22 protein-coding genes are annotated in these 23,079 nt (G+C 33.3%); 19 read left to right on the top strand and 3 right to left on the bottom strand.

The genetic code is table 11. The features are described 5' to 3' along the window. Positions 1 to 24 precede the first annotated feature (24 nt). The 4 genes from LQ189_RS01125 (at position 25) to LQ189_RS01110 (ending at position 4,011) form a co-directional block, all read left to right on the top strand. Positions 25 to 990 (top strand): electron transfer flavoprotein subunit alpha/FixB family protein, encoded by a 966-nt coding sequence (locus LQ189_RS01125; protein WP_230153933.1) that lies wholly within the window; start codon positions 25 to 27, stop codon positions 988 to 990. Between the two features lie 148 nt (positions 991 to 1,138). Next, positions 1,139 to 1,762, top strand: coding sequence for a bifunctional nuclease family protein (locus LQ189_RS01120; protein WP_086454858.1), 624 nt, complete (start codon positions 1,139 to 1,141; stop codon positions 1,760 to 1,762). Between the two features lie 122 nt (positions 1,763 to 1,884). After that, positions 1,885 to 3,168: an amidohydrolase family protein gene (locus LQ189_RS01115; RefSeq protein ID WP_230153932.1), complete on the top strand. Its 1,284-nt coding sequence runs from the start codon at positions 1,885 to 1,887 to the stop codon at positions 3,166 to 3,168. An 18-nt stretch (positions 3,169 to 3,186) separates the two neighbouring features. After that, positions 3,187 to 4,011 (top strand): thymidylate synthase, encoded by an 825-nt coding sequence (locus tag LQ189_RS01110; protein WP_230153931.1) that lies wholly within the window; start codon positions 3,187 to 3,189, stop codon positions 4,009 to 4,011. Positions 4,012 to 4,030: 19 nt separating this feature from the next. Here the strand turns inward: LQ189_RS01110 and LQ189_RS01105 are convergent, their stop codons facing one another. Continuing rightward, on the bottom strand, positions 4,031 to 4,327 hold the full coding sequence (locus LQ189_RS01105) for an isoamylase early set domain-containing protein (RefSeq protein ID WP_230153930.1): 297 nt from the start codon (positions 4,325 to 4,327) through the stop codon (positions 4,031 to 4,033). A 240-nt stretch (positions 4,328 to 4,567) separates the two neighbouring features. Here LQ189_RS01105 and LQ189_RS01100 point away from each other — a divergent pair, with 240 nt between their 5' ends. The 4 genes from LQ189_RS01100 (at position 4,568) to LQ189_RS01085 (ending at position 7,408) form a co-directional block, all read left to right on the top strand. Next, a complete protein-coding gene (locus LQ189_RS01100; RefSeq protein WP_230153929.1) occupies positions 4,568 to 4,894 on the top strand; it encodes a 2TM domain-containing protein in 327 nt (108 codons plus the stop codon). 15 nt (positions 4,895 to 4,909) lie between these two features. After that, a complete protein-coding gene (locus tag LQ189_RS01095; RefSeq protein ID WP_230153928.1) occupies positions 4,910 to 5,392 on the top strand; it encodes a dihydrofolate reductase in 483 nt (160 codons plus the stop codon). A 578-nt stretch (positions 5,393 to 5,970) separates the two neighbouring features. Further along, the gene (gene ubiE / locus LQ189_RS01090) at positions 5,971 to 6,702 is read left to right on the top strand and encodes a bifunctional demethylmenaquinone methyltransferase/2-methoxy-6-polyprenyl-1,4-benzoquinol methylase UbiE (RefSeq protein ID WP_086455530.1); all 732 of its coding nucleotides are present in this window, start codon (positions 5,971 to 5,973) and stop codon (positions 6,700 to 6,702) included. 1 nt (position 6,703) lies between these two features. After that, a complete protein-coding gene (locus LQ189_RS01085; protein ID WP_230153927.1) occupies positions 6,704 to 7,408 on the top strand; it encodes a porin family protein in 705 nt (234 codons plus the stop codon). 30 nt (positions 7,409 to 7,438) lie between these two features. Here LQ189_RS01085 and LQ189_RS01080 read toward each other — a convergent pair whose 3' ends face one another. Next, complete coding sequence (locus LQ189_RS01080; RefSeq protein ID WP_086455523.1) at positions 7,439 to 8,164, bottom strand: RNA methyltransferase; 726 nt, start codon at positions 8,162 to 8,164, stop codon at positions 7,439 to 7,441. A gap of 38 nt (positions 8,165 to 8,202) precedes the next feature. On the opposite strand from LQ189_RS01080, the gene LQ189_RS01075 reads away from it, so the two are divergent. From LQ189_RS01075 to LQ189_RS01055, 5 genes are all read left to right on the top strand, one after another. Continuing rightward, a complete protein-coding gene (locus LQ189_RS01075; RefSeq protein WP_230153926.1) occupies positions 8,203 to 10,770 on the top strand; it encodes a BamA/TamA family outer membrane protein in 2,568 nt (855 codons plus the stop codon). Positions 10,771 to 10,831: 61 nt separating this feature from the next. Then, on the top strand, positions 10,832 to 11,899 hold the full coding sequence (fbaA, locus tag LQ189_RS01070) for a class II fructose-bisphosphate aldolase (protein ID WP_144891512.1): 1,068 nt from the start codon (positions 10,832 to 10,834) through the stop codon (positions 11,897 to 11,899). A gap of 74 nt (positions 11,900 to 11,973) precedes the next feature. After that, positions 11,974 to 12,828 (top strand): acetyl-CoA carboxylase, carboxyltransferase subunit beta, encoded by an 855-nt coding sequence (accD, locus tag LQ189_RS01065; protein WP_086454725.1) that lies wholly within the window; start codon positions 11,974 to 11,976, stop codon positions 12,826 to 12,828. Positions 12,829 to 12,971: 143 nt separating this feature from the next. Then, entirely contained in the window at positions 12,972 to 13,400 is a 429-nt protein-coding gene (locus LQ189_RS01060; protein WP_230153925.1) for a hypothetical protein, read from the top strand. 14 nt (positions 13,401 to 13,414) lie between these two features. Further along, the gene (locus LQ189_RS01055) at positions 13,415 to 14,266 is read left to right on the top strand and encodes an IS3 family transposase (protein WP_221917391.1); all 852 of its coding nucleotides are present in this window, start codon (positions 13,415 to 13,417) and stop codon (positions 14,264 to 14,266) included. A gap of 85 nt (positions 14,267 to 14,351) precedes the next feature. Here LQ189_RS01055 and LQ189_RS01050 read toward each other — a convergent pair whose 3' ends face one another. Next, positions 14,352 to 15,602 carry an ABC transporter permease gene (locus LQ189_RS01050; RefSeq protein ID WP_086454723.1) on the bottom strand — a complete coding sequence of 417 codons (1,251 nt, stop codon included), beginning with the start codon at positions 15,600 to 15,602 and terminating at the stop codon, positions 14,352 to 14,354. Between the two features lie 196 nt (positions 15,603 to 15,798). Here LQ189_RS01050 and purH point away from each other — a divergent pair, with 196 nt between their 5' ends. From purH to rodA, 6 genes are all read left to right on the top strand, one after another. After that, positions 15,799 to 17,325 (top strand): bifunctional phosphoribosylaminoimidazolecarboxamide formyltransferase/IMP cyclohydrolase, encoded by a 1,527-nt coding sequence (gene purH, locus LQ189_RS01045; RefSeq protein WP_230153924.1) that lies wholly within the window; start codon positions 15,799 to 15,801, stop codon positions 17,323 to 17,325. 53 nt (positions 17,326 to 17,378) lie between these two features. Further along, positions 17,379 to 18,407, top strand: a complete 1,029-nt coding sequence (locus LQ189_RS01040; protein WP_086454445.1) for a rod shape-determining protein — start codon at positions 17,379 to 17,381, stop codon at positions 18,405 to 18,407. Between the two features lie 101 nt (positions 18,408 to 18,508). Continuing rightward, positions 18,509 to 19,333: a rod shape-determining protein MreC gene (mreC, locus tag LQ189_RS01035; protein WP_230153923.1), complete on the top strand. Its 825-nt coding sequence runs from the start codon at positions 18,509 to 18,511 to the stop codon at positions 19,331 to 19,333. After that, the gene (mreD, locus tag LQ189_RS01030; RefSeq protein WP_230153922.1) at positions 19,326 to 19,832 is read left to right on the top strand and encodes a rod shape-determining protein MreD; all 507 of its coding nucleotides are present in this window, start codon (positions 19,326 to 19,328) and stop codon (positions 19,830 to 19,832) included. Before mreC ends, mreD begins: the two co-directional genes overlap by 8 nt. Continuing rightward, a complete protein-coding gene (gene mrdA / locus LQ189_RS01025) occupies positions 19,829 to 21,814 on the top strand; it encodes a penicillin-binding protein 2 (protein ID WP_230153921.1) in 1,986 nt (661 codons plus the stop codon). Before mreD ends, mrdA begins: the two co-directional genes overlap by 4 nt. Beyond that, positions 21,789 to 23,024, top strand: a complete 1,236-nt coding sequence (gene rodA, locus LQ189_RS01020) for a rod shape-determining protein RodA (RefSeq protein WP_230153920.1) — start codon at positions 21,789 to 21,791, stop codon at positions 23,022 to 23,024. The genes mrdA and rodA overlap by 26 nt, the downstream gene beginning before the upstream one ends. Positions 23,025 to 23,079: the final 55 nt, after the last annotated feature.

Genomic DNA, 23,079 nt, shown 5'->3' with positions numbered 1-23,079 from the left:
ACTTTAAGACTAAAATTAAAAATTATGTCAATATTAATATACGCGGAATACGCAGAAGGAAAATTCAAAAAAGTAGCATTCGAACTAGCTTCTTACGCAAAAAAAGTAGCTGAAACGCTAGGAACAACAGTAACTGCCGTAACTGTTAATGCAAGTGATGTATCTGAATTAGCTAAATACGGTGTAGACAAAGTTCTTAATGTAAACAATGATAAATTATCTGGTTTTACTGCAAAAGCTTATGCTGATGTTATTAAGCAAGCTGCACAACAAGAAGGTTCAAAACTAGTTTTATTATCTAGCACTACAGATAGTATTTACTTATCATCACTAGTTGCAGTTGCACTTGAGGCTGGATTTGCATCAAACGTGGTAGGTTTACCAGTTTCTACAAGCCCTTTTCAAGTAAAAAGAACGGCTTTTTCAAATAAAGCTTTCAACATTACTCAAATAGATACTGACGTTAAAATTTTAGGCTTAGCCAAAAATTCATACGGAATTTTTGAAAATGCTGTTTCAGCAACCGAAGTAGACTTCAACCCAACAATCGGTGAAAATGATTTTGGAGTTAAAGTAGAATCTGTTGAAAAAGGTTCTGGAAAAGTTTCTATAGCTGATGCTGACATTGTAGTTTCAGCAGGACGTGGACTTAAAGGTCCAGAGAACTGGGGAATGATCGAAGAACTAGCAACAACGTTAGGAGCAGCAACAGCTTGTTCTAAACCAGTTTCTGATTTAGGATGGAGACCTCACGGAGAGCACGTAGGACAAACAGGAAAACCGGTAGCCACTAACTTGTATATTGCTATTGGAATTTCAGGTGCTATACAGCATATTGCCGGAATCAACTCTTCTAAAGTTAAAGTAGTTATCAACAGTGATCCAGAAGCGCCTTTCTTTAAAGTTGCTGATTACGGAATTGTTGGTGATGCATTTGAAATTGTGCCTCAATTAATTGAAAAATTCAAAGCCTTTAAAGCACAAAACTAGTAAGGAAAAAGAAATCATTACAACATTTTAAATGCTACTTAAATCAAGATATTTGTATCTTTGCTTTTAAGTAGCATTTCTTTTTACAGGAAATACTAGTTACTTTTAATTAAAAAAAAGTACTTTGTACTTTTCCATCAACACAATTATGAGCTTAGTTAAACTATCTATAAAAGGAATTTCATACAGTCAAACTCAAAACGGAGCCTACGCTTTAATCTTAAACGAGGTTGACGGCGAAAGAAAACTACCCATTGTAATTGGTGCTTTTGAAGCCCAATCAATTGCCATTGCATTAGAAAAAGAAATAAAACCACCACGTCCTTTGACTCATGATTTATTTAAAAATTTTGCAGAACGCTTTGATATTGTAGTAAAACAAGTTATCATTCACAAACTAGTAGATGGTGTTTTCTACTCTAGTATCATTTGTGAAAGAGACAAAATTGAGGAGATCATTGACGCTCGAACTTCAGATGCTATAGCACTGGCTCTGCGTTTTAAAGCTCCTATTTTTACCTATAAAAACATACTAGACAAAGCTGGAATTTTCCTAAAAACAAATCCTCTTGATCCTAACAAAGACAATCAAGACCTAGATGATGTATTATCAAATCCAGAAACTTTTGGTCATGAAGACGAATCAAATCAAGCAGGAAACACCTATTCTAAGCACACTTTGCCAGAGCTCCATGATTTATTAGATCAAGCTGTAACAAACGAAGATTATGAAAAAGCGGCAAAAATACGTGATGAAATTTCAAAAAGATAACACAAGAAATTCATAAAGGATACTAATTATTTAGAATTGGCAATACTAAAACAGTACAACATTTATTTGAAAACTGTTTTATTAAATCCTATATTTGATTGCAATTACCTATAAATCAAACTATGAAAACAAAACTTGCCTTACTCCTACTTGTATTAGGATGCAGTACTGATGCTTTTTGCCAAGACATCTATTTGCATTGCGGAAAAATATTAAATACCTTAACTGGAAAAGAACTGGTAAACCACACCGTAATTGTTTCCAAAAATAAAATCGTAAAAATCCAAGAAGGTTTTGTATCGAAATCTCAACCAAATGATATCGAAATAGACCTTAAGAAAAAGTACGTTTTACCAGGCTTAATTGACCTTCACGTTCATATAGAGGGCGAACACGATACTAAAAGCTACATGTCTAAGTATCTGGAAAACGAAGCAGACATTGCTTTTCAAGCTGTTCGTTGTGCCGAGGTAACCTTACTTTCAGGGTTTACAACAGTACGAGACTTAGGCGGAACTGGGGTAAATATATCTATTAGAAACGCTATTAATAAAGGAATTGTAAAAGGACCACGTATTTTTACTGCAGGTAAATCTATAGCTACCACTGGCGGTCATGCTGACCCAACAAACGGTAGTAATCATAAGCTTGTAGGTGATCCTGGACCACATGAAGGAGTAATCAACTCACCCGAAGAGGCCGTAAAAGCAGTAAGAGAACGTTATAAAGAAGGTGCCGATGTAATTAAAATAACTGCAACTGGCGGTGTATTAAGCGTGGCAAAAAGCGGAAAAAATCCTCAATTTACTTTAGAAGAAATAAAAGCAATAACATCAACAGCTAAGGATTACAACATGCTCACTGCTGCACATGCTCATGGTGACGAAGGTATGCAAAGAGCAATCATTGGCGGAATAAAAACCATTGAACACGGTACTTTTATGAGTGAGGAAACCATGGAGTTGATGAAAAAATACGATACCTACCTTGTCCCTACCCTAACTGCAGGTAAAGAAGTAGAGAAAAACGCAGAAGTGAATGGATACTATCCTGAAATTGTAGTCCCAAAAGCAAGAGAAGTAGGTCCACAACTGAAAGCAACTTTTGCAAAAGCATATAAAAAGGGCGTAAAAATTGCCTTTGGCACTGATGCAGGTGTTTTTACTCACGGAAATAATGCAAAAGAATTTGGTTATATGGTAGAAGCAGGAATGCCCGCGCTAGAAACAATACAAGCAGCCACAATTACAAATGCATTCTTATTAGGAATAGCTGATACTGTAGGTCAAATAAAAGAAAATTTTCTTGCAGATATCATTGCTGTTGACGAAAGTCCTATTACAACAATAAAAACACTTGAAAAAATAGTTTTTGTAATGAAAGACGGTAAAATTTACAAAAACTAACGTTTTGAAAAACTAAACATGAAACAATATTTAGACTTAGTACAACACGTTATGGAAAACGGTTGTCAAAAAGGAGATCGAACAGGAACGGGCACAAAAAGTGTTTTTGGCTATCAAATGCGTTTTGACTTAAACGAAGGTTTCCCAATGGTAACTACTAAAAAACTGCATCTAAAATCAATTATTTATGAATTGTTATGGTTTTTAAAAGGAGATACTAATATAAAATACCTTCAAGAAAACGGAGTTAAAATTTGGGATGCCTGGGCTGATGCCAACGGTGATTTAGGGCCTGTTTATGGAAGACAATGGCGCAACTGGAATAACGAAGAAATTGATCAAATAAAAGATTTGATACAAGAATTAAAAACCAATCCTAACAGCAGGAGATTACTTGTGTCTGCATGGAATCCTTCTGTATTGCCAGATACAACAAAATCATTTGAAGAAAATGTTGCTAATAACAAAGCTGCCTTACCGCCGTGTCATGCTTTTTTTCAATTTTATGTAGCGGATGGTAAGCTATCCTGCCAACTATACCAGCGCAGTGCCGATATTTTCCTTGGTGTGCCGTTTAATATTGCTTCTTATGCATTGCTAACCATGATGGTTGCACAAGTTTGTAATTTACAAGTCGGTGAATTTATTCACACTTTTGGCGATGCTCACATTTACAACAATCACTTTGAACAACTGGAACTACAATTAACCCGAAGCCCAAGACCATTGCCAAAAATGATCTTAAATCCAGAAATAAAAGACATTTTTGCATTTGAATTCAAAGATTTTACTTTAGAAGGCTATGATCCTCATGACAGTATAAAAGGAAGTGTTGCAGTATAATTAAGAACAGTGCTACAGTTTAAACAACTAGAACACTGTTTTCATTTCCAGCAAAGGCATTCCATCGGTAGGAGTCAGCTTCAGGTTCATTGACGTAGTTTCCGTCTACTAGATACTTGAATTCGTAATCTGCATTTTTATCCAAATCAAAAACCCCCTTAAAAGTACCGTTCTTTAATTTACTTAATGCACCAACTGAAGGATCCCAATTATTAAAATCACCTACAACGGCCACTTGTTGAGCTGTTTTAGCAGGAAAAGAAAAAGTAACTTTACAGACAGGTTTAGCTTTGATAAATTGTTTCTTAACAGACATAACTATTTCATTTATAGATTTATACAACAAAGTAAATAAAAATCAACCAAGATACAAACGCTCATTGATAGAATTTCTAAAATGCTTTAAACAATGTTAATTTTTAAACTTTTATATATTTTTACAGGCATAAAATTTTGAATTCAAAAATTGCGCATAGATTGCGTACAAAATTATACGATTTCAAATTGATTCATTTTAAGAAATAAACTTTATCTTTATACATTAAAAGCTTAAAAAATGGAACGAGAAATACACGAGCAATACGAATATGCAAGACGTAGGATAAAGCAAAAAAAACTACTTTACTTTCATTTTGTTCTCTTTGTGCTAAGTAGTTTATTGTTATTTACGTTAAAACATTTATTTGAAAATTCTTTTATTTCAAATTGGTACTTATACATCATCACTGTATGGTTATTTTTATTTACGCTACATTTTATAAAAATATTTATCACAGATCGTTTTATGAATAAAAATTGGGAAAGAGAGCAAATTGACAGATTAGTTGCCTTGCAAAAAAAGAAAATAGACCAATTACAAACTCAAATTAATAACGAACAGTAATAACCCGTTACAATTATGATCATAATGATTGCTGCCGTTGCAGATAACAATGCTTTAGGAAAAAACAACGATTTAATGTGGCATTTACCAGATGATTTTAAAAGATTTAAAGCGCTAACATCTGGTCATCATATTATAATGGGCAGAAAAACATTTGAAAGTTTCCCCAAACCATTACCTAATAGAAAACACATCATTATTACCCGAGACAAAAAATACAAAGCAAATGACTGTATTATTGTAGATAGTATTGAAAAAGCACTTGCTCATTGCCCTGAAAATGAAGATAAATATATTATTGGTGGAGGAGAAATATATGCACTAGGACTCAAATACGCAGATCAATTAGATATCACAAGAGTACATCACCGCTTTGAAGCAGATGTTTATTTCCCAGATATAGATTTAAATATTTGGAAAATTAGTACAACCGAATATCATGCTCCCGATGAAAAACATCAATATGCATTTACATATCAAACATACATTAGAGTATAATACAAAAAAAACATCCTTTTCAGGATGTTTTTTTTTAGCAATTGGTTAAAAGTGGTGAACTACTCTAGAAAGAGTATTTGATAACATAAAATAAAAATTACAAACACTAAAAACACACCGGAAACGGCAATAATAATGTTTGAAAACCTTTGAGAGTACATCTCAAAGTAGCCTTTAATACCAAATACCACGAAGGTACTAAAGACGAAAAAAATTAAAATTTCCAAAAACAAATTTAATCCTAAGAACGTATGTTGCGTTTTAACCTCTATACTGCATTTTAGAACAGCATTCTCAAAAAATCTAACTAGAACAAACGAGATAAGTAACGCAAGAACTATCCATTTGCTTTGGTTCACCAATTGTCTTTTAACCATTTATTGTGCTTATTTCTTCGGTACAAATGTGTGGATTAAAATCCACCTCCACAATACCCACTTTTAGTGATATTTTGATTTTTTTTGTAAAAAATTGAAAGAATCTTTTTTCAATACGTTAAAAAAATAAATCTTAGGTCAAATTATAGAAACACATTACTAGTTCATTTAGATTGTATTATATTTGTACAAACAAAAAAAATGTCACAAAAAATCACTCCATACAAGGATTCTTCTCTAGGTAAAAAAGAACAAGTTGCGCAAATGTTTGACACCATTTCTGGAAATTATGATAGCCTCAACCGTGTTATCTCTTTTGGAATAGACATCAAATGGCGCAAAAAAGTTTTGCAAATTGTTGCTAAATCTAAGCCTAATACAATTTTAGACATTGCAACAGGAACTGGAGACCTTGCTATACTAATGGCTCAAACCAAGGCAGAAAAAATCATTGGCCTAGACATATCTGCAGGAATGCTTGAGGTGGGCGAACGTAAAATTGCTGATAAGAATTTGACTAAAACGATAGATATGGTTTTAGGAGATTCTGAAAACATGCCCTTTGAGGACAACTATTTTGATGCTATAACTGTTGCTTTTGGAGTAAGAAACTTTGAAAATCTTGAGAAAGGTCTCGGTGAAATTTTGAGAGTACTAAAACCAAATGGCGTTTTTGTTATTCTAGAAACTTCGGTTCCCGTGAAAACTCCTTATAAACAAGGCTATAACTTTTACAGTAAAAACATACTACCACTAATAGGAAAATTATTCTCAAAAGACAACGTAGCATACGGCTATTTATCTGAATCGGCAGCAGCTTTCCCATATGGCGAAGCCTTAAACAATATTTTAAGAAAAACTGGGTTTATAGATGTTGTAGCTTTACCACAAACTTTTGGGGTTGCTACCATTTATTCAGCATCTAAAAAATAATATGAAAAAAATAATTATTGCCCTATTTTTAACTGGAATTATTACTGGAAATGCACAAAATTCAAAAGGTATTTTCAGCAAAGACCCCATTATAAATCTTGAAAATTTTCAGCAAAAAAAAGTGTATTTTGGATTTTTCTTGGGTTTTAATACTTTCGATTTTAAAATAGACTACAAGACAGAAACTCCAGATATTCTTGTAAAAAAGACAACAGGATTTAATGTAGGTATTGTAGGGGATTACAAACTACATGAATATATCAATCTGCGTTTTGAACCAGGATTGTATTATTCTAAAAGAGATTTAAACTACCCAAATTTTTCTAGTCCAAATGATGCATTAAGAGAAGTCAACAGCACATACATCCACTTTCCTCTTTTATTAAAATTCTCATCTTTAAGAACAGGAAACATTAGACCTTATGCACTAGGCGGGTTATCTGCAACACTCAACTTATCCAGCAATGCTAAATTAATGGACGACAACTTGCAACAACGTTTTAGGGTAAAAAGCTGGACTACAAATTACGAATTGGGATTTGGGATTGATGTATTTTCAGAATACTTTATCTTCTCCCCTTCCATTAGAGGTGTTTTTGGAATTAATGATGAGTTAATTAGAGACAATGATCCAAATAGCCCGTGGACTAGTAATATTGAATCCCTAAAGTCCCGAGCAATTTTAATCAATTTTACATTTCATTAAAAAAAATAGGTCAAGCTCAAAGTTATCTTATTAGCCTCTACAAAATTCACTCAAAACAATTGCTGTAGCCGTTGCTACATTAAGACTTTCTGTTTTTTGTACAGCTCCAAATCTTGGTATTGTGAGTCTACTTGTAATTTTAGATTCTATTTCTTGTGATATTCCATTAGCCTCATTACCCATTACTATGATACCTTGTTTAGGCAAGGAACTTTGATAAATGTTTTCGCCATTCATAAACGTACCGAATACTGGTAGTTGTGTTTGACTTAAAAACAAATTCAAATCAACATAATTCACATTTACTCTTGAAATAGACCCCATTGTGGCTTGCACCACCTTTGGGTTATAAAGATCAACTGTTTCTTTTGAACAAAGCACTTGTTGGATTCCAAACCAATCACACAATCGTAAAATAGTGCCTAAATTTCCTGGATCTCTAATTGCATCAAGTGCAAGAATCAAACCCGAGGTTTTAATTTCTTTTTCTACGGGCATTTTAAATACTGCTAAACAAGAATTAGGAGTAGCTAGTGCTGAGATTTTCTTCAAGTCTTGATCTTGCAACATCGTTCTTATGGCAGGAGAAACATTTTCAAAATCATTTAAGGTAGTATACAAATGAACTAACTCAAAATTTGAATCTATTAGCTCTTGCACACCCTTTACCCCTTCGGCAAAAAATAATTGATGGGCTATTCTATATTTTTTTTGCTGTAAACTCGTTATAAGTTTTATTTGGTTTTTACTAACCATAAAAAAATGTACTTTTGAATTAAATATATTAAGACCTCTTGAAAAAAATTTCTACAAAAATAACTGCATTTATTCTAATTGCAATACTTATTTGTGCCTGTAACGCTGTAAAAAGAGTTCCTGAGGGCAAATTATTGCTCACAAAGAATGAAATAACAGTGAATGATAAAAATGTTTCTGATGAAACTATTTTCAATCAATTGTATCAAAAACCAAATAGCAACTTGCTAGGTTACCGATTAAGACTTAATTTATACTCCATTGCAAATTTAAATTCTGATTCAACTTATCAAGCTAAGTTTACCAATAATCCCAACAAGTACAGCCGTAAATCAAAATGGCTTTCTGCAAAACAGGTTGACCGATTAGGTAAATCTTTCTGGTACCATGGAATTCATGATTTTTTAAAAACAACAGGAGAAGCTCCCGTAATTTTAGAGAAAGAAAAAGCAGATAAATCGTTATTCAGATTAAAATATTATTTTTTCAATAATGGTTTCTTCAATGTAAATGCATCTTATGTTATTGACACACTGGAGAGAAAAAAAGGAAAGATTAAGTACAATATTGTATCTGGTTCACAATACACTCTGGATACTATAAAATCAACCATTTTAACTCCTGCCCTAGATTCATTATACACTTCTATAAAAAGTACAAGCTTCATTAAAAGCGGAAAGCCATACAAAACAGAGGATTTTGAGAATGAAAAAAACAGAATTACAACTCATTTTAGAAACAATGGCGCTTATTATTTTCAGCCAAATTACATAACATTTAATGTAGACACCATCAAAAAAGTCAATAAAGCAAACATCAATTTATTGGTTGCGAATTATACATACCAAATGAATGATAGCACTAAAACGGAACCTTTTAAGTTATATAAAATTAGTGATGTAAAAATATTTTCGGATTACAGTCCTAATTTAAATTCGTTTCAAATCAAAGACAGTGTCACGTATAATGGCTTTACAATTTACAGCCAAAACAAACTTAAGTACAAACCAAAGGCTTTAACTAATGCGCTATTTATCACCAAAGGAGGTTTATATGCCGACAACAAAACGGTATTGACAACACGTTATTTAAACAATCTTAAAATTTTTAATTACCCCTCTATTCAATACGAGGTTGATAAGAGAGATACTACTGCGCATTCTCTAATTTCTAAAGTATTTTTGACACCTAGAAAAAAATATAGTTTTGGGACTAGTCTAGATGTAACCCACTCTAATATTCAGGCTTTTGGAATAGGAGTTAGCGTGTCAGAAACAGTACGAAACGTGTTTAATGGCGCCGAAACATTAGAACTAGCAGTACGAGGCAACATTGGATCGTCACAAGATTTAGCTAATCCGAATAATAATTTCTTCAATGTTTCTGAATATGGTTTAGATCTAAAACTAAATATCCCAAGGATTTTTATGCCTTTCAGAACCGAAAAAATCATTCCTAAAAGCATGATCCCATCTACTTTAGTCACCGTAGGTTTTGCTAAACAACAAAATATTGGACTTGATAAAGAAAACTTTACGAGTACACTTTCTTACAATTGGACACCGCAAAAAAACAACACTGCTCGATTTGATTTACTAAACACACAATTTGTACGAAATTTAAACTCACAAAACTACTTCAATGTTTATAAATCATCCTATAATGCTTTAAATAACATTAGTAAAGAATACAATACCAATACTACATATTACGATAACCCTGCAAATAGAAATTTAAGCATAGAAAGAGGTACTTCGGGATTTACAAATGATGTCTTAAACAATAGAGGTACATTTTTAAAGCCTATTACTCCAACTGATTTTCAATCTATAAAAAGCATTGAAGAAAGAAGACAAAGATTAACCGAAAATGACTTTATTCTAGCAACCAGTTTCACTTTCTCTAAAACGACTAAAAAGGACATAGCAGACGATACCTTTTATTTATTTAAAACAAAAATAGAATCGGCAGGTACTTTATTGACGGCTTTTGCTAGTTCTACAAATCAAAAGAAGAATTCAGGCGGTAATTATGAAATCTTTAATCTTGAATATTCAGAATACATAAAAACCGAATTTGATTACATAAAACACTGGGCTCTCTCTACAGAAAATAAAATTGCCTTTAGATCTTTTTTTGGAATAGCAATTCCTTTTGGTAATTCAAATAACATTCCGTTTTCACGAAGTTATTTCTCAGGAGGATCAAATGATAATAGAGCGTGGCAACCGTATGCACTAGGCCCAGGCAGTAGCGGAGCTATTAATGATTTTAATGAAGCCAATATGAAAATTGCCATTAGTGGTGAATTTCGATTTAAAGTACTTGGCGATTTAAAAGGCGCCATATTTGCAGATGCTGGAAACATCTGGAATGTACTGGATAATGTTGAGGATGAGAAATCTACCTTTACAAGTTACCGTGATTTAAAAGACATTGCATTAGGCACTGGTTTTGGACTTAGATATGACCTTAGTTTTTTTGTAATCCGTTTTGATTTGGGTTTTAAAACTTACAACCCAGCCAATGAAATAAATAAAAGATGGTTTAGAGAGTATAACTTTGCGAACTCCGTTTTAAATTTTGGTATAAATTATCCGTTCTAATACTATTTAATTCCTATTTTTGCAGAACTAAAAACTAAAAAAATTACTAAAAATTAACACTATGGCACACAACATAAAACCAGGAGTAGCAACAGGAGATCAGGTTCAAGAAATCTTTAATTATGCTAAAGAAAAAGGATTTGCATTGCCTGCAGTAAATGTAACTGGCTCAAATACAATTAACAGCGTTCTTGAAACAGCCGCTAAATTAAATGCTCCCGTAATCATTCAGTTTTCTAATGGTGGAGCACAGTTTAATGCTGGTAAAGGATTATCTAATGCAGGAGAAAAAGCAGCAATTGCTGGTGGAATTGCTGGTGCTTTGCACATTCATACACTAGCAGAAGCCTATGGTGCAACGGTAATTTTACACACAGATCATTGTGCAAAGAAATTATTGCCTTGGATTGATGGATTATTAGACGCATCCGAAGCACATTTTGCAAAGACTGGAAAACCGCTATATTCATCACATATGATTGATTTATCTGAGGAGCCAATTGAAGAGAACATCGAAATTTGCAAAGGCTATTTAGAGCGTATGAGCAAAATGGGGATGACTCTTGAAATTGAACTAGGTATTACAGGTGGTGAAGAAGATGGTGTAGACAACTCTGATGTAGATAGTTCAAAATTATACACACAACCTGAAGAAGTTGCTTATGCTTATGAGGAACTTTCTAAAATAAGTCCTCGTTTTACAATTGCAGCCGCTTTTGGAAATGTACACGGAGTATACAAACCAGGAAATGTAAAATTAACTCCAAAAATCTTAAAGAATTCTCAAGATTTTGTTCAAAATAAATTCAACACTGGGCACAACCCAGTTGATTTTGTTTTCCACGGTGGGTCAGGATCTACACTTGAAGAAATCAGAGAGGGAATTAGCTATGGTGTTATCAAAATGAATATTGACACTGATTTGCAATTTGCATTTACAGAGGGTATTCGTGATTATATGATTAAAAATATTGATTATCTAAAAACACAAATTGGTAATCCAGAAGGCGCTGACGCTCCAAATAAAAAACATTACGATCCAAGAAAATGGTTGCGTGAAAGCGAAATCACTTTCAATACAAGATTGGAGCAAGCATTTGCTGACTTGAACAACGTGAATACATTATAATAAAAAGTTTAAAGTTTCAGGTTTAAGGTTTCAAAACTTTAAACTTTAAACCTGAAACAACAAAAACAATAAATATGGCTTGGTTTAAAAGAAAAGAAAAAGGGATTACAACAGCTACTGAAGACAAAATGGATATCCCAAAAGGGCTTTGGTACAAATCTCCTACAGGAAAAATTATTGATGCAGATGAACTTGCTCGCAACTTATTTGTAAGTCCAGAAGATGGTTTTCACGTAAGAATAGGTAGCGCTGAGTATTTTCAAATTTTGTTTGACAACAATGAATTTGTTGAGTTAGACAAAAACATGACTTCAAAAGACCCTCTTCATTTTGTGGATACAAAAAAGTATGCCGATCGATTGAAAGATGTCATGGATAAAACCAAACTTAAAGATGCCGTACGCACAGGTGTTGGGAAATCAAAAGGTAAAGATTTAGTAATTTGCTGTATGGATTTTGCTTTTATTGGCGGATCTATGGGAGCTGTTGTAGGTGAAAAAATTGCGAGAGGAATAGATCACGCAATCAAAAACAAAATGCCGTTTTTAATGATTTCAAAATCTGGTGGAGCCAGAATGATGGAAGCTGCTTACTCTTTAATGCAATTAGCAAAAACATCTGTAAAATTAGCACAACTTGCCGAAGCTAAATTACCTTATATCTCACTTTGTACAGATCCAACAACGGGTGGAACTACCGCTTCCTACGCTATGCTAGGTGACATTAACATTGCTGAGCCGGGCGCATTGATAGGTTTTGCTGGTCCTAGAGTTGTAAGAGACACCACTGGAAAAGATTTACCAGAAGGTTTTCAAACTGCTGAATTTCTTCTTGAGCACGGTTTCTTAGATTTTATCACTCCAAGAAAAGAATTGAAAGATAAGATTAACTTGTATATAGATTTGATTCAAAACAATCCTGTACGATAATTTGAAATCCAAAGTATAGGCTGAATATTATTCAATACTTTTTGATTCATTAAAATAAAAAAAGCAGCTTCTCTTAATTGAGAAGCTGCTTTTTTTTTATAACTTGTCCCGTCCTGAAATAGCGATACACAAAAACAATCGTTATGGAAGAATACACGAATTATGTAAAGCGCACCCAGCGAGATTACAGCATGTCCTTAAAACTTCAAATCGTTAGAGAAGTTGAGCAAGGTAGTTCATCAATTACCCAAATTAGAAAACAATATGGCATTCAAAGCCATGCTACAGTTCTGGGCTGGTTACGAAAATTTGGTAACTTTGATTGGGAAAACCAACCCCCTTTGAATATGGCAAAGTCACCCGAACAAAAAATTATGGAACTTGAAGTCCAAGTCAAGCTATTAGAAAAACAAAAGGCTCTTTTAGAACGACAAGCTTACGTTGCAGATAAAAAAGCAATCTTGTTTGACATGATGATTGATTTAGCTGAGAAAGAATATCATATAGATATCCGAAAAAACTCTGCACCCGAACAATCGCCCGCTTTAGAGCAAAAGAACAAAAAACAGTAGCGTTTACCTGTTATTTGTTCGGGATAGACAGACAGGTTTATTATCGAAAGACTAGAAGAATAGCATCCAAACAAAACAAAGCCAAAGAAGTGATTTTGATGGTGAATAATATCAGGAAGACAATGCCTAGAATAGGTACTCGAAAACTATATTATCTTTTGTTTGATAAACTTCAATTAATGAAAATTGGAAGAGATAAGTTCTTTGATATACTCAGAGCCAATCATTTATTGATACATCCTAAACGAAGTTATCATGTAACGACTAACTCACATCATCGATTTAATAAACATCAAAATCGAATTCTAGATTTAGAAATTAACAGACCAGAGCAAGTTTGGGTCTCTGATATAACCTATATAGGAAAAAGAGATAATCCTTGCTATTTAAGCTTAGTCACAGATGCTTATTCTAAAAAGATTATGGGATATTATGTTGCCGATAACATGAACACAGAAAGCAGTTTGAAGGCTTTTAAAATGGCTCTTAAACACAGAAACAACAAAAACTTACCATTGATACATCATTCAGACAGAGGGATTCAATATTGTGCTAATGACTACCAAATGCAACTTAATAAAAATAAAATTCTATGCAGTATGACACAAAACTCTGACCCTTATGAAAATGCAGTGGCAGAAAGGATCAATGGTATTTTAAAACAGGAATTTAGGATTGACAAATACAATCAAAAAGCAGAAATCATGCAAAAAATTGTAAAAGAAGCTATTGATATCTATAATGAAATCAGACCTCATTATTCTAATTACATGCTTACTCCAAATCAGATGCATCACCAAAACAAAATTAAAATGAGAACCTATAAAACAAAAAACAGTAGCAAACCAGAGCTTGCTACTGTCTAAAATTGTACTTTTATTTTTTATTAATCCTGTATCACTTTTTCAGGACTAGACAACTATTAAACCTATAAAAATTAGAAAGAACCTTTTACATACCTGTTCGAATAGCCTCAACAGGATCTAATTTTGAAGCCGAAATTGCTGGTAAAATTCCCGAAATTACCCCAACAATAATGGATAATCCAGAACCTATTAAGATGTTCCAAAAACTTAAAACAAACTCAAACTCTAAAACATTAGTAAGCAATATAGAAAGCAACCAAACAATTATCAAACCGATAGTTCCTCCTATTACGCATAGAATAATAGCTTCAAATAAAAATTGGAACAGTATAAATCTGTTTTTGGCCCCTAATGATTTTTGAATCCCAATTAAATTAGTACGCTCTTTTACAGAGACAAACATAATATTGGCTACACCAAAACCACCCACTAAAAACGAAAAAACACTAATCAATATTCCACCACCACGCATTGCACCAATGATTCCGTCTAATAAATCTGTAAATCCGGAAAGCACATTGACAAAAAAGTTATCTATTTCATCTACTTTCATTCCTCTAATGTTTCGTAATTTCTGAGTTAACTCAGCCTTAAACGCTTCCATGTCAACTCCTTTTTCTGGCTTAACAAGGATAACAGGCGTCATAGCGCTATTGTTATCCCCATACATTCGTCTTAAAAAATTAACTGGAATAAAAACAGATGTGTCATTACTATCGCCAAACATTCCTTCACCTTGCTTTTTTAAAGTACCAATAACACTAAAACGTTGTCCGTACAAACGCAGGTTTTTACCAATAGGTTCGCTTTCGCCAAAAAGGCTTTGGGCAATATCATATCCTAAAACAATTACAGGAGCACCAGAATTAGATTCGGATTCATTGTAAAACCTACCTTTATCAAATTCGAGACCCTGAATGTCAATAAACTCATGAGAAACAGGAACAATATTCACATCACTTACAGACTCTGATTCGTATTTTAAACTTTCTCGATTTACAAAAAATTGAAATGCCATTTCATCAACATCATTCATAGAGCCTTTCAAATATTCGTACTCATCGTATTTCACATCAGGAAATTGCTCTCGTTTCCATTGTGGGATTTCAGAAGGACCAAAAGAAAAGCGCATCAAATAAATCGTATTTTTATCTAAACTACTTAAATCTTTCTTTATTTTTTTGTCTAAAGAATCTACTGCAGCTAGAATTGCAATAATTGAAAAAATTCCGATCGTAACTCCCAATAACGAAAGTAAGGTTCTTAATTTATTGTTGCGCAAGGCACTCATAGCAAATCCAAAACTTTCTCGTAACAATCTAAGGTAAACTAACATATAATGTGTATTGTGTTAAGTAAAAATCTATAAATAATATTCAAAAACCTAATAAAGATAAGAAAGGTTATATGAATCCTTTCATTTTAATAGAAACTCTAAATAAGAGATTTACAAATTAAAATTATCTCATTTTCAAATGGCTTAATTTTAACATTAAAAAACTATTTTTGCAGCTCATAACTATAACTACATAATGAGCACAACAAAAACAATTCAATCAGCATTAATCTCTGTATTTTCAAAAGAAGGATTAGAGCCAATCGTTAGACAACTAAACAGTCAAAATGTTACAATTTATTCTACTGGTGGAACAGAAGATTTTATAAAAAATCTTGGAATCCCAGTAATTCCAGTAGAAGATGTAACCTCATATCCATCTATATTAGGAGGAAGAGTAAAAACATTACACCCAAAAGTTTTTGGCGGAATACTAAATCGTCAAGATAATGAGAGTGATGTGCAACAAATGAAAGAATTTGACATCCCGCAAATAGATTTAGTAATAGTTGACTTATACCCATTTGAAAAAACAGTTGCTTCGGGAGCTAGTGAAGCGGATATAATTGAAAAAATTGACATCGGTGGCATATCGTTAATTCGTGCCGCTGCAAAGAATTTTAAAGATACCGTTATTGTTTCGTCAATGGAGCAATACAGTTCATTTTTAGAAACTATCACAAAACAGAACGGAGCTACAACATTAGAAGATCGTAAATTATTTGCTACCAAAGCATTTCACGTATCTTCACATTATGACGGAGCTATTTTTAATTATTTCAATACAGATGAAACCATTTACAAAGAAAGTATTGCAGATGGTCAAGTTTTAAGATACGGAGAAAACCCTCACCAAAAAGGATTCTTCTTTGGTGATTTTGATGCGATGTTCAAAAAAGTTCACGGAAAAGAACTTTCTTATAACAATTTACTAGATGTAGATGCAGCCGTAAATTTGATACATGAATTCAAAAATGATGGCCCAACTTTTGCTATTTTAAAACACAACAACGCCTGCGGATTAGCCAGCAGAACTACAATTCATGACGCGTATCTAGCCGCATTAGCTTGCGATCCTACATCAGCTTTTGGAGGTGTTTTAATTTCAAATACTAAAGTAGATTTAGCAACCGCTCAAGAAATCAATTCTTTGTTTTGTGAAGTAGTTATTGCTCCTGCTTATGATGACGATGCTCTTGCCATATTACAAGAGAAGAAAAACCGAATTATTTTAATCCAAAACGAATTAGATTTGCCACAAAAACAAGTACGTACGTGTTTGAATGGGTTATTAATTCAAGAAAGAAACAACATCACAGATACTAAAGAAGACTTAAAAACCGTTACCAATACAGCGCCTACTGAGCAAGAAATTAAAGATTTAATTTTTGCTTCTAAAATTTGCAAAAACACAAAATCAAACACAATTGTATTTGCAAAAAACGGTACGCTTATTGCTTCAGGTACAGGACAAACCTCTCGTGTTGATGCTTTAATGCAAGCTGTTGAAAAAGCTAAAAATTTCGGATTTGATTTACAAGGTGCATCAATGGCCAGCGATGCTTTTTTTCCGTTTCCGGATTGTGTAGCATTAGCAAAAGAAGCAGGAATCACAGCCGTTATTCAACCAGGAGGATCTATTAAAGATGAATTGAGCATTAATTATTGCAATGAAAATAATCTTGCAATGGTATTTACAGGAACGCGTCATTTTAAACATTAATTTGTTTAACTTTGTCTGGCATTTTTATATAACTTTTAACCCTTAAAAAACTTATGGGATTTTTTGATTTCATGACCGAGGATATTGCGATAGACCTTGGTACCGCAAACACTTTAATCATACATAATGATAAAGTAGTAATTGACAGCCCTTCGATAGTAGCACGCGATAGAATTTCTGGAAAAATCATTGCTGTTGGTAAAGAGGCCAATATGATGCAAGGTAAAACGCATGAAAACATTAAGACAATAAGACCCTTGAAGGATGGTGTAATTGCTGACTTTGATGCTTCAGAAAAAATGATCAGTATGTTTATAAAAAGCATACCTGCATTAAAGAAACGAATGTTTACACCAGCGCTTCGCATGGTAGTATGTATCCCATCTGGAATTACTGAGGTGGAAATGCGTGCTGTAAAAGAATCTTGTGAGCGTGTAAATGGTAAAGAAGTATACTTGATTCATGAACCAATGGCAGCCGCAATAGGTATTGGTATTGATATTATGCAACCTAAAGGAAACATGATTGTTGATATAGGTGGTGGAACTACTGAGATTGCTGTTATTGCTCTTGGTGGAATTGTATGTGATAAATCTGTAAAAATTGCTGGTGATGTTTTTACAAATGATATTGTATACTACATGCGTACACAACACAATTTATTTGTGGGAGAAAGTACCGCCGAAAAAATAAAAATCCAAATTGGAGCCGCAATCGAAGATCTTGAAACTCCACCAGAGGATATGTCTGTTCAAGGTAGAGATTTATTAACTGGTAAACCAAAACAAGTAGAAGTATCTTACAGAGAAATTGCAAAAGCATTAGACAAATCTATTCAAAGAATTGAGGATGCCGTAATGGAAACTTTGTCTCAAACACCTCCAGAATTAGCTGCTGACATCTACAATACAGGTATTTATCTTGCAGGTGGTGGATCAATGCTACGAGGTCTTGACAAGAGAATTTCTCAAAAAACAGATTTACCGGTTTATATAGCTGAAGATCCTTTAAGAGCCGTTGTAAGAGGTACTGGTATGGCCTTAAAAAACATAGTTAAATTTAAAAGTATACTTATTAAATAATTAAAACATTTAAACTAAATCCTAGTTAGGTATACCAATTGAATTTATAATTAGGATTTAGTTTTTGTTTCAATTTACTTTAAAATAATTCATTTAAGAAAATGCAGCAAATTTTTAATTTTATTTTTAAAAACAGCAACCGATTGCTGTTTTTGCTGCTTTTGGGTATATCACTTTCCTTGACTATTCAATCACACTCTTTTCATAGAAGTAAAATAATAAGTTCCGCTAATTTTTTGAGTGGTGGCGTTTATGAAAAAATAAACAATGTCAATGAATATTTGAATTTAAAAGCTCAAAATGACGCATTGGCACAAGAAAACGCAACCCTTAAAAGCTTACTCTTTAATAAAAAAGATACCGCTAGCGTAAAATTAACGGACAGTTTAAAAGGCGTAAAACCTAGTGACATATTAGTTTCTAAAGTTATTCACAACTCCTATAACGTTTATGAAAACTACCTCACTATAAATTCTGGCGAGCTGGATGGAGTAAAACCTGACATGGGCGTGATCAACAGCTTAGGGATTGTAGGAATTGTAGAAAACACCTCAAAAAATTATGCGACCGTAATATCTATCTTGAATAAACGATCGCAAATTAATGCTAAGATTAAGAAGTCAAACCACTTTGGATCATTAAACTGGAACGGAAAAAGTACTGGATTTGTACAATTGACAGATTTGCCAAGACTTGCCATGATTAAAATTGGCGACACTATTGTTACAGGTGGTCAGTCTGTGATTTTTCCTGAGAATATAAATATTGGTACTATTTCAAAAATTTATAGAGACACCCAAACTAACTTTTATACACTTGACGTAAAGTTATTTAATGATATGACTAATCTGGGTCATGTATATATTATTAAAAGTAAGGACAAAGAAGAGATTACTAATTTAGAAAAAAAAGGCAAAGATGAATAGCACCTTGTTAGTCAATATTCTTCGATTTATTCTTTTATTAGCACTTCAGATAGTTGTTTTCAACAATATGAACTTACTGGACTATGTTAGTCCGTTTCCTTACATATTGTTTATCATTTTGTATCCTGTAAATGGAAACAAATCTGCCTTGCTGGCATCAAGTTTTTTATTGGGTATCATAATGGATCTTTTTAGTAATTCTGGAGGAACACATGCAACAGCATGCATTATACTGGCTTACTTACGACCTACTCTTTTTAAATTTGCATTTGGTTTAAGTTATGAATACCAAACCATAAAATTAAATGAGGTACTTACCCCACAACGATTTACATTTATCTTACTATCGGTTGTGATTCATCATTTTACCTTGTTTTTATTAGAAGCTTTTCAATTAAGTTTTATAGTTGACACACTCTTAACGGTGCTATTAAGCACTACCTTTACCATAATTATCTGCATCATAATTATCTATTTAATCAAGCCTAATAAAAGATGAGAAAAGCATTATTGCCTGCCTTAATAACCATAGCTACACTATTATTGGTTGTAAGGATTTTTTATTTGCAAGTAGTTGATGAAACCTTAAAATTAAAATCAGAGAACAACGCTATTAAAAAAAAATACGAGTATCCTGAACGCGGATATATTTATGATCGTAACGGTAAATTACTTGTGGCTAACCAAGCATCTTATGATATTATGGTTATTCCTAGAGAGGTCAAAAACACAGATACGCTAGAGTTTTGCCAACTACTTAATATTACAAAAGAGGATTTTATAAAAAAAATTGAAAAAGCAACTGTTTACAGTCCTAGGTTGCCTTCTGTTTTTTTATCGCAATTAAATAAAAATGAGTTTGCCGCTTTTCAGGAAAAGATTCGAAAATACGAGGGTTTTTATTTCCAAAAACGTTCTCTTCGAGATTATGAAGTGAATTTTGGCGCCAATATTTTTGGTTTTATAACACAAGTAAATGAAAAACTAATTGAAAAAAATCCGTATTACAACAGTGGAGATTTAATTGGAAAACAAGGTGTAGAACAAAGTTATGAAAATTTATTACGCGGTATTAAAGGTGTAAAATACCTTCAAAAAGACAAACACAACCGTGAAATAGGATCCTACAAATCAGGTAAGTATGACACCATAGCCGTTCAAGGGCAAGACATTAACCTTACCATTGATGCCGAAATCCAAAAATATGGCGAAGAACTGATGATTAATAAAAGAGGTGGAATTGTTGCCATTGAACCAAAATCTGGTGAAATCTTAGCACTTGTAACAGCTCCATCCTACGATCCTGGAATTCTTGTAGGCAGACAACGCTCAAAAAATTACACACAATTATACCGTGACTCTATTGCTAAACCATTATACGATCGTGGTTTACTAGCTGAATACCCCCCTGGTTCACCATTCAAAATTTTAACGGGTCTTGTTGCGTTACAAGAAGGTGTAATTGATTATAACACAACCGTATTTTGTAATCGAGGTTTTAGCTATGCTAGAGGTAGATTTATGGGTTGCCACTGTCATGGAGGCGCGCTTCAATTGCATAGAGGTATATTTGAGTCTTGCAACTCTTATTTTGCAACTGCTTATATGAAAACCATCAATAAGTATGCTAAACCTGCCTATGCCGTTGATGTTTGGAGTAATCACCTTAAAAGTTTTGGTTTAGGCCAATTTATGGGTTATGATTTACCTATTGGCAAAAGAGGACTAGTCCCAACTTCAAAAACATACAAACGCATGTACCCTAATGGTGGCTGGAGAAGCACTGCTATTGTATCTAACGCTATTGGACAAGGAGAAGTATTGATGACACCTATTCAACTAGCAAACATGATGGCTACAGTAGCTAATGAAGGATATTATTATACGCCTCACATCATAAAGAAAATAGAAGGTATCCCAATTGAAAGTAAGTTCACTACTAAACATACCACAACAATTGATAAAAAGTTTTTCAAACCTATCATAAGCGGTTTATTTGACGTGTACAACCTAGGTACAGCAAGAGGACTTCGAGTAGAGGGAATTGAAATATGTGGAAAAACTGGTACAGCCGAAAATTTTACAAAAATTGGTGGTGTTCGAGTAAAAATGGAAGATCATTCGATATTTGTAGCATTTGCCCCAATGAATAACCCTAAAATTGCCATAGCAGTAATGGTAGAAAATGGAGGTTATGGAGCTACAATTGCAGGTCCGATTGCGAGTTTGATGATTGAAAAATACCTTAGGCATAAAATCACCCGTGTAGATCTTGAAAAAAGAATTCTAGCAACGAGTTTACAAGGTCGTTACGCCAAATTAGGTGGACTTTCGGAAACCGTTAAACTGCAATTAAAAATAGCAGATTCGTTACAAAAATTAAAAACAGGAACACCTAAAAAAGTTCCGTTGACTACTGATACCATTAAAGAAAAAAAACTAGCTTCCCAATCTAATGAAAAACCAAAGTATAACAAATAATATTGACTGGATCAGCATCATTATTTATACGGTGCTAGTACTATTAGGTTGGTTGAATATTTATTCTTCCTCATTATCGTCTATGGAAGACACTTATGAGAAACAATTAATCTTCATACTATTTACCATCCCATTAATCTTTATTGTTGTATCTGTAGATGGTAAGTTTTATGAAAAATATGCTAGTATCATTTTTGTAGTAGCACTTATATCTTTAGCGGGTCTATTTTTATTTGGGAAAACCATAGCTGGGCAAAGGTGTTGGTATGCAATAGGAAGTTTTACAATTCAACCCTCGGAGTTTGCAAAAGCAGCAACCTCACTAGCATTAGCAAAGTTTTTAAGTGATTCTCAAATCAATTTAAAAGATCCAAATAGACAAATTCAAGCACTAGCTATAATATTTTTACCTGTTCTTCTTATACTTCCGCAACCAGATCCTGGAAGTGCTTTAATATATAGCATTTTTATTATCGTGTTGTATAGAGAAGGCTTGCCATCCTGGTATGTTTGGACGGGTTTCATAACCATTCTATTATTTGTACTCACATTAGTAATTGAGCCTATTTACGTTGTTTTGGCAGCTTTACTTGTTATTGTTTTAGTTCATTATAGATCAAGATTAGCAGATAGAAACGTAGTACTAAGTAGTATCTTGTTTGTACTGATAACTGGTTTTGTATTTTCTGTTGATTATATTTTCAATAATGTCTTTAAACAGCATCACAGGGATCGTTTTAATATTCTACTAGGGAAAGCAGTAGATTTAAAAGGACCAGGTTATAATACCAATCAATCAGAAATAGCAATAGGTTCTGGTGGTTGGCTGGGAAAAGGTTTTCTAGAAGGCACACAAACAAAAGGTGGCTTTGTACCAGAACAACATACCGATTATATTTTCACAACAGTTGGCGAAGAATGGGGATTTGCAGGATCACTAGTAGTAATAGCGCTATTTGCAGGATTGTTTCTTAGAATTATATATTTAGCCGAAAGGCAAAAAACCAAGTTTAGTAGGGTTTATGGGTATTGCGTAGCGGGTATTTTGTTTACCCACTTCTTTGTAAACATTGCTATGGTATCTGGAATATTCCCAACAATTGGTGTACCATTACCTTTTTTCTCCTACGGAGGATCAGGGCTATGGGGCTTTACAATACTACTGTTTATTTTCATCAAAATGGATGCGAATAAAGTGAATGAATGGTAATTGTTGCATAAGTTTAAAACTATTAGCTTAATCCTTATCGAATGAGTAGTAGTAG

It is taken from the genome of Flavobacterium sp. CECT 9288 (genome assembly GCF_918731615.1).
Taxonomy (GTDB): Bacteria; Bacteroidota; Bacteroidia; order Flavobacteriales; family Flavobacteriaceae; genus Flavobacterium.
Note: the sequence above shows the minus strand (reverse complement) of the source record. Positions and strands in the feature narration are given on the sequence as shown.

Bases quoted from the DNA above. Each gene is read 5' to 3' on its own strand.
- LQ189_RS01125 (WP_230153933.1), top strand. From the start codon at position 25: ATGTCAATATTAATATACGCGGAATACGCAGAAGGAAAATTCAAAAAA.
- LQ189_RS01120 (WP_086454858.1), top strand. From the start codon at position 1,139: ATGAGCTTAGTTAAACTATCTATAAAAGGAATTTCATACAGTCAAACT.
- LQ189_RS01115 (WP_230153932.1), top strand. From the start codon at position 1,885: ATGAAAACAAAACTTGCCTTACTCCTACTTGTATTAGGATGCAGTACT.
- LQ189_RS01110 (WP_230153931.1), top strand. From the start codon at position 3,187: ATGAAACAATATTTAGACTTAGTACAACACGTTATGGAAAACGGTTGT.
- LQ189_RS01105 (WP_230153930.1), bottom strand. From the start codon at position 4,327: ATGTCTGTTAAGAAACAATTTATCAAAGCTAAACCTGTCTGTAAAGTT.
- LQ189_RS01100 (WP_230153929.1), top strand. From the start codon at position 4,568: ATGGAACGAGAAATACACGAGCAATACGAATATGCAAGACGTAGGATA.
- LQ189_RS01095 (WP_230153928.1), top strand. From the start codon at position 4,910: ATGATCATAATGATTGCTGCCGTTGCAGATAACAATGCTTTAGGAAAA.
- ubiE (WP_086455530.1), top strand. From the start codon at position 5,971: ATGTCACAAAAAATCACTCCATACAAGGATTCTTCTCTAGGTAAAAAA.
- LQ189_RS01085 (WP_230153927.1), top strand. From the start codon at position 6,704: ATGAAAAAAATAATTATTGCCCTATTTTTAACTGGAATTATTACTGGA.
- LQ189_RS01080 (WP_086455523.1), bottom strand. From the start codon at position 8,164: ATGGTTAGTAAAAACCAAATAAAACTTATAACGAGTTTACAGCAAAAA.
- fbaA (WP_144891512.1), top strand. From the start codon at position 10,832: ATGGCACACAACATAAAACCAGGAGTAGCAACAGGAGATCAGGTTCAA.
- accD (WP_086454725.1), top strand. From the start codon at position 11,974: ATGGCTTGGTTTAAAAGAAAAGAAAAAGGGATTACAACAGCTACTGAA.
- LQ189_RS01060 (WP_230153925.1), top strand. From the start codon at position 12,972: ATGGAAGAATACACGAATTATGTAAAGCGCACCCAGCGAGATTACAGC.
- LQ189_RS01050 (WP_086454723.1), bottom strand. From the start codon at position 15,602: ATGTTAGTTTACCTTAGATTGTTACGAGAAAGTTTTGGATTTGCTATG.
- purH (WP_230153924.1), top strand. From the start codon at position 15,799: ATGAGCACAACAAAAACAATTCAATCAGCATTAATCTCTGTATTTTCA.
- LQ189_RS01040 (WP_086454445.1), top strand. From the start codon at position 17,379: ATGGGATTTTTTGATTTCATGACCGAGGATATTGCGATAGACCTTGGT.
- mreC (WP_230153923.1), top strand. From the start codon at position 18,509: ATGCAGCAAATTTTTAATTTTATTTTTAAAAACAGCAACCGATTGCTG.
- mreD (WP_230153922.1), top strand. From the start codon at position 19,326: ATGAATAGCACCTTGTTAGTCAATATTCTTCGATTTATTCTTTTATTA.
- mrdA (WP_230153921.1), top strand. From the start codon at position 19,829: ATGAGAAAAGCATTATTGCCTGCCTTAATAACCATAGCTACACTATTA.
- rodA (WP_230153920.1), top strand. From the start codon at position 21,789: ATGAAAAACCAAAGTATAACAAATAATATTGACTGGATCAGCATCATT.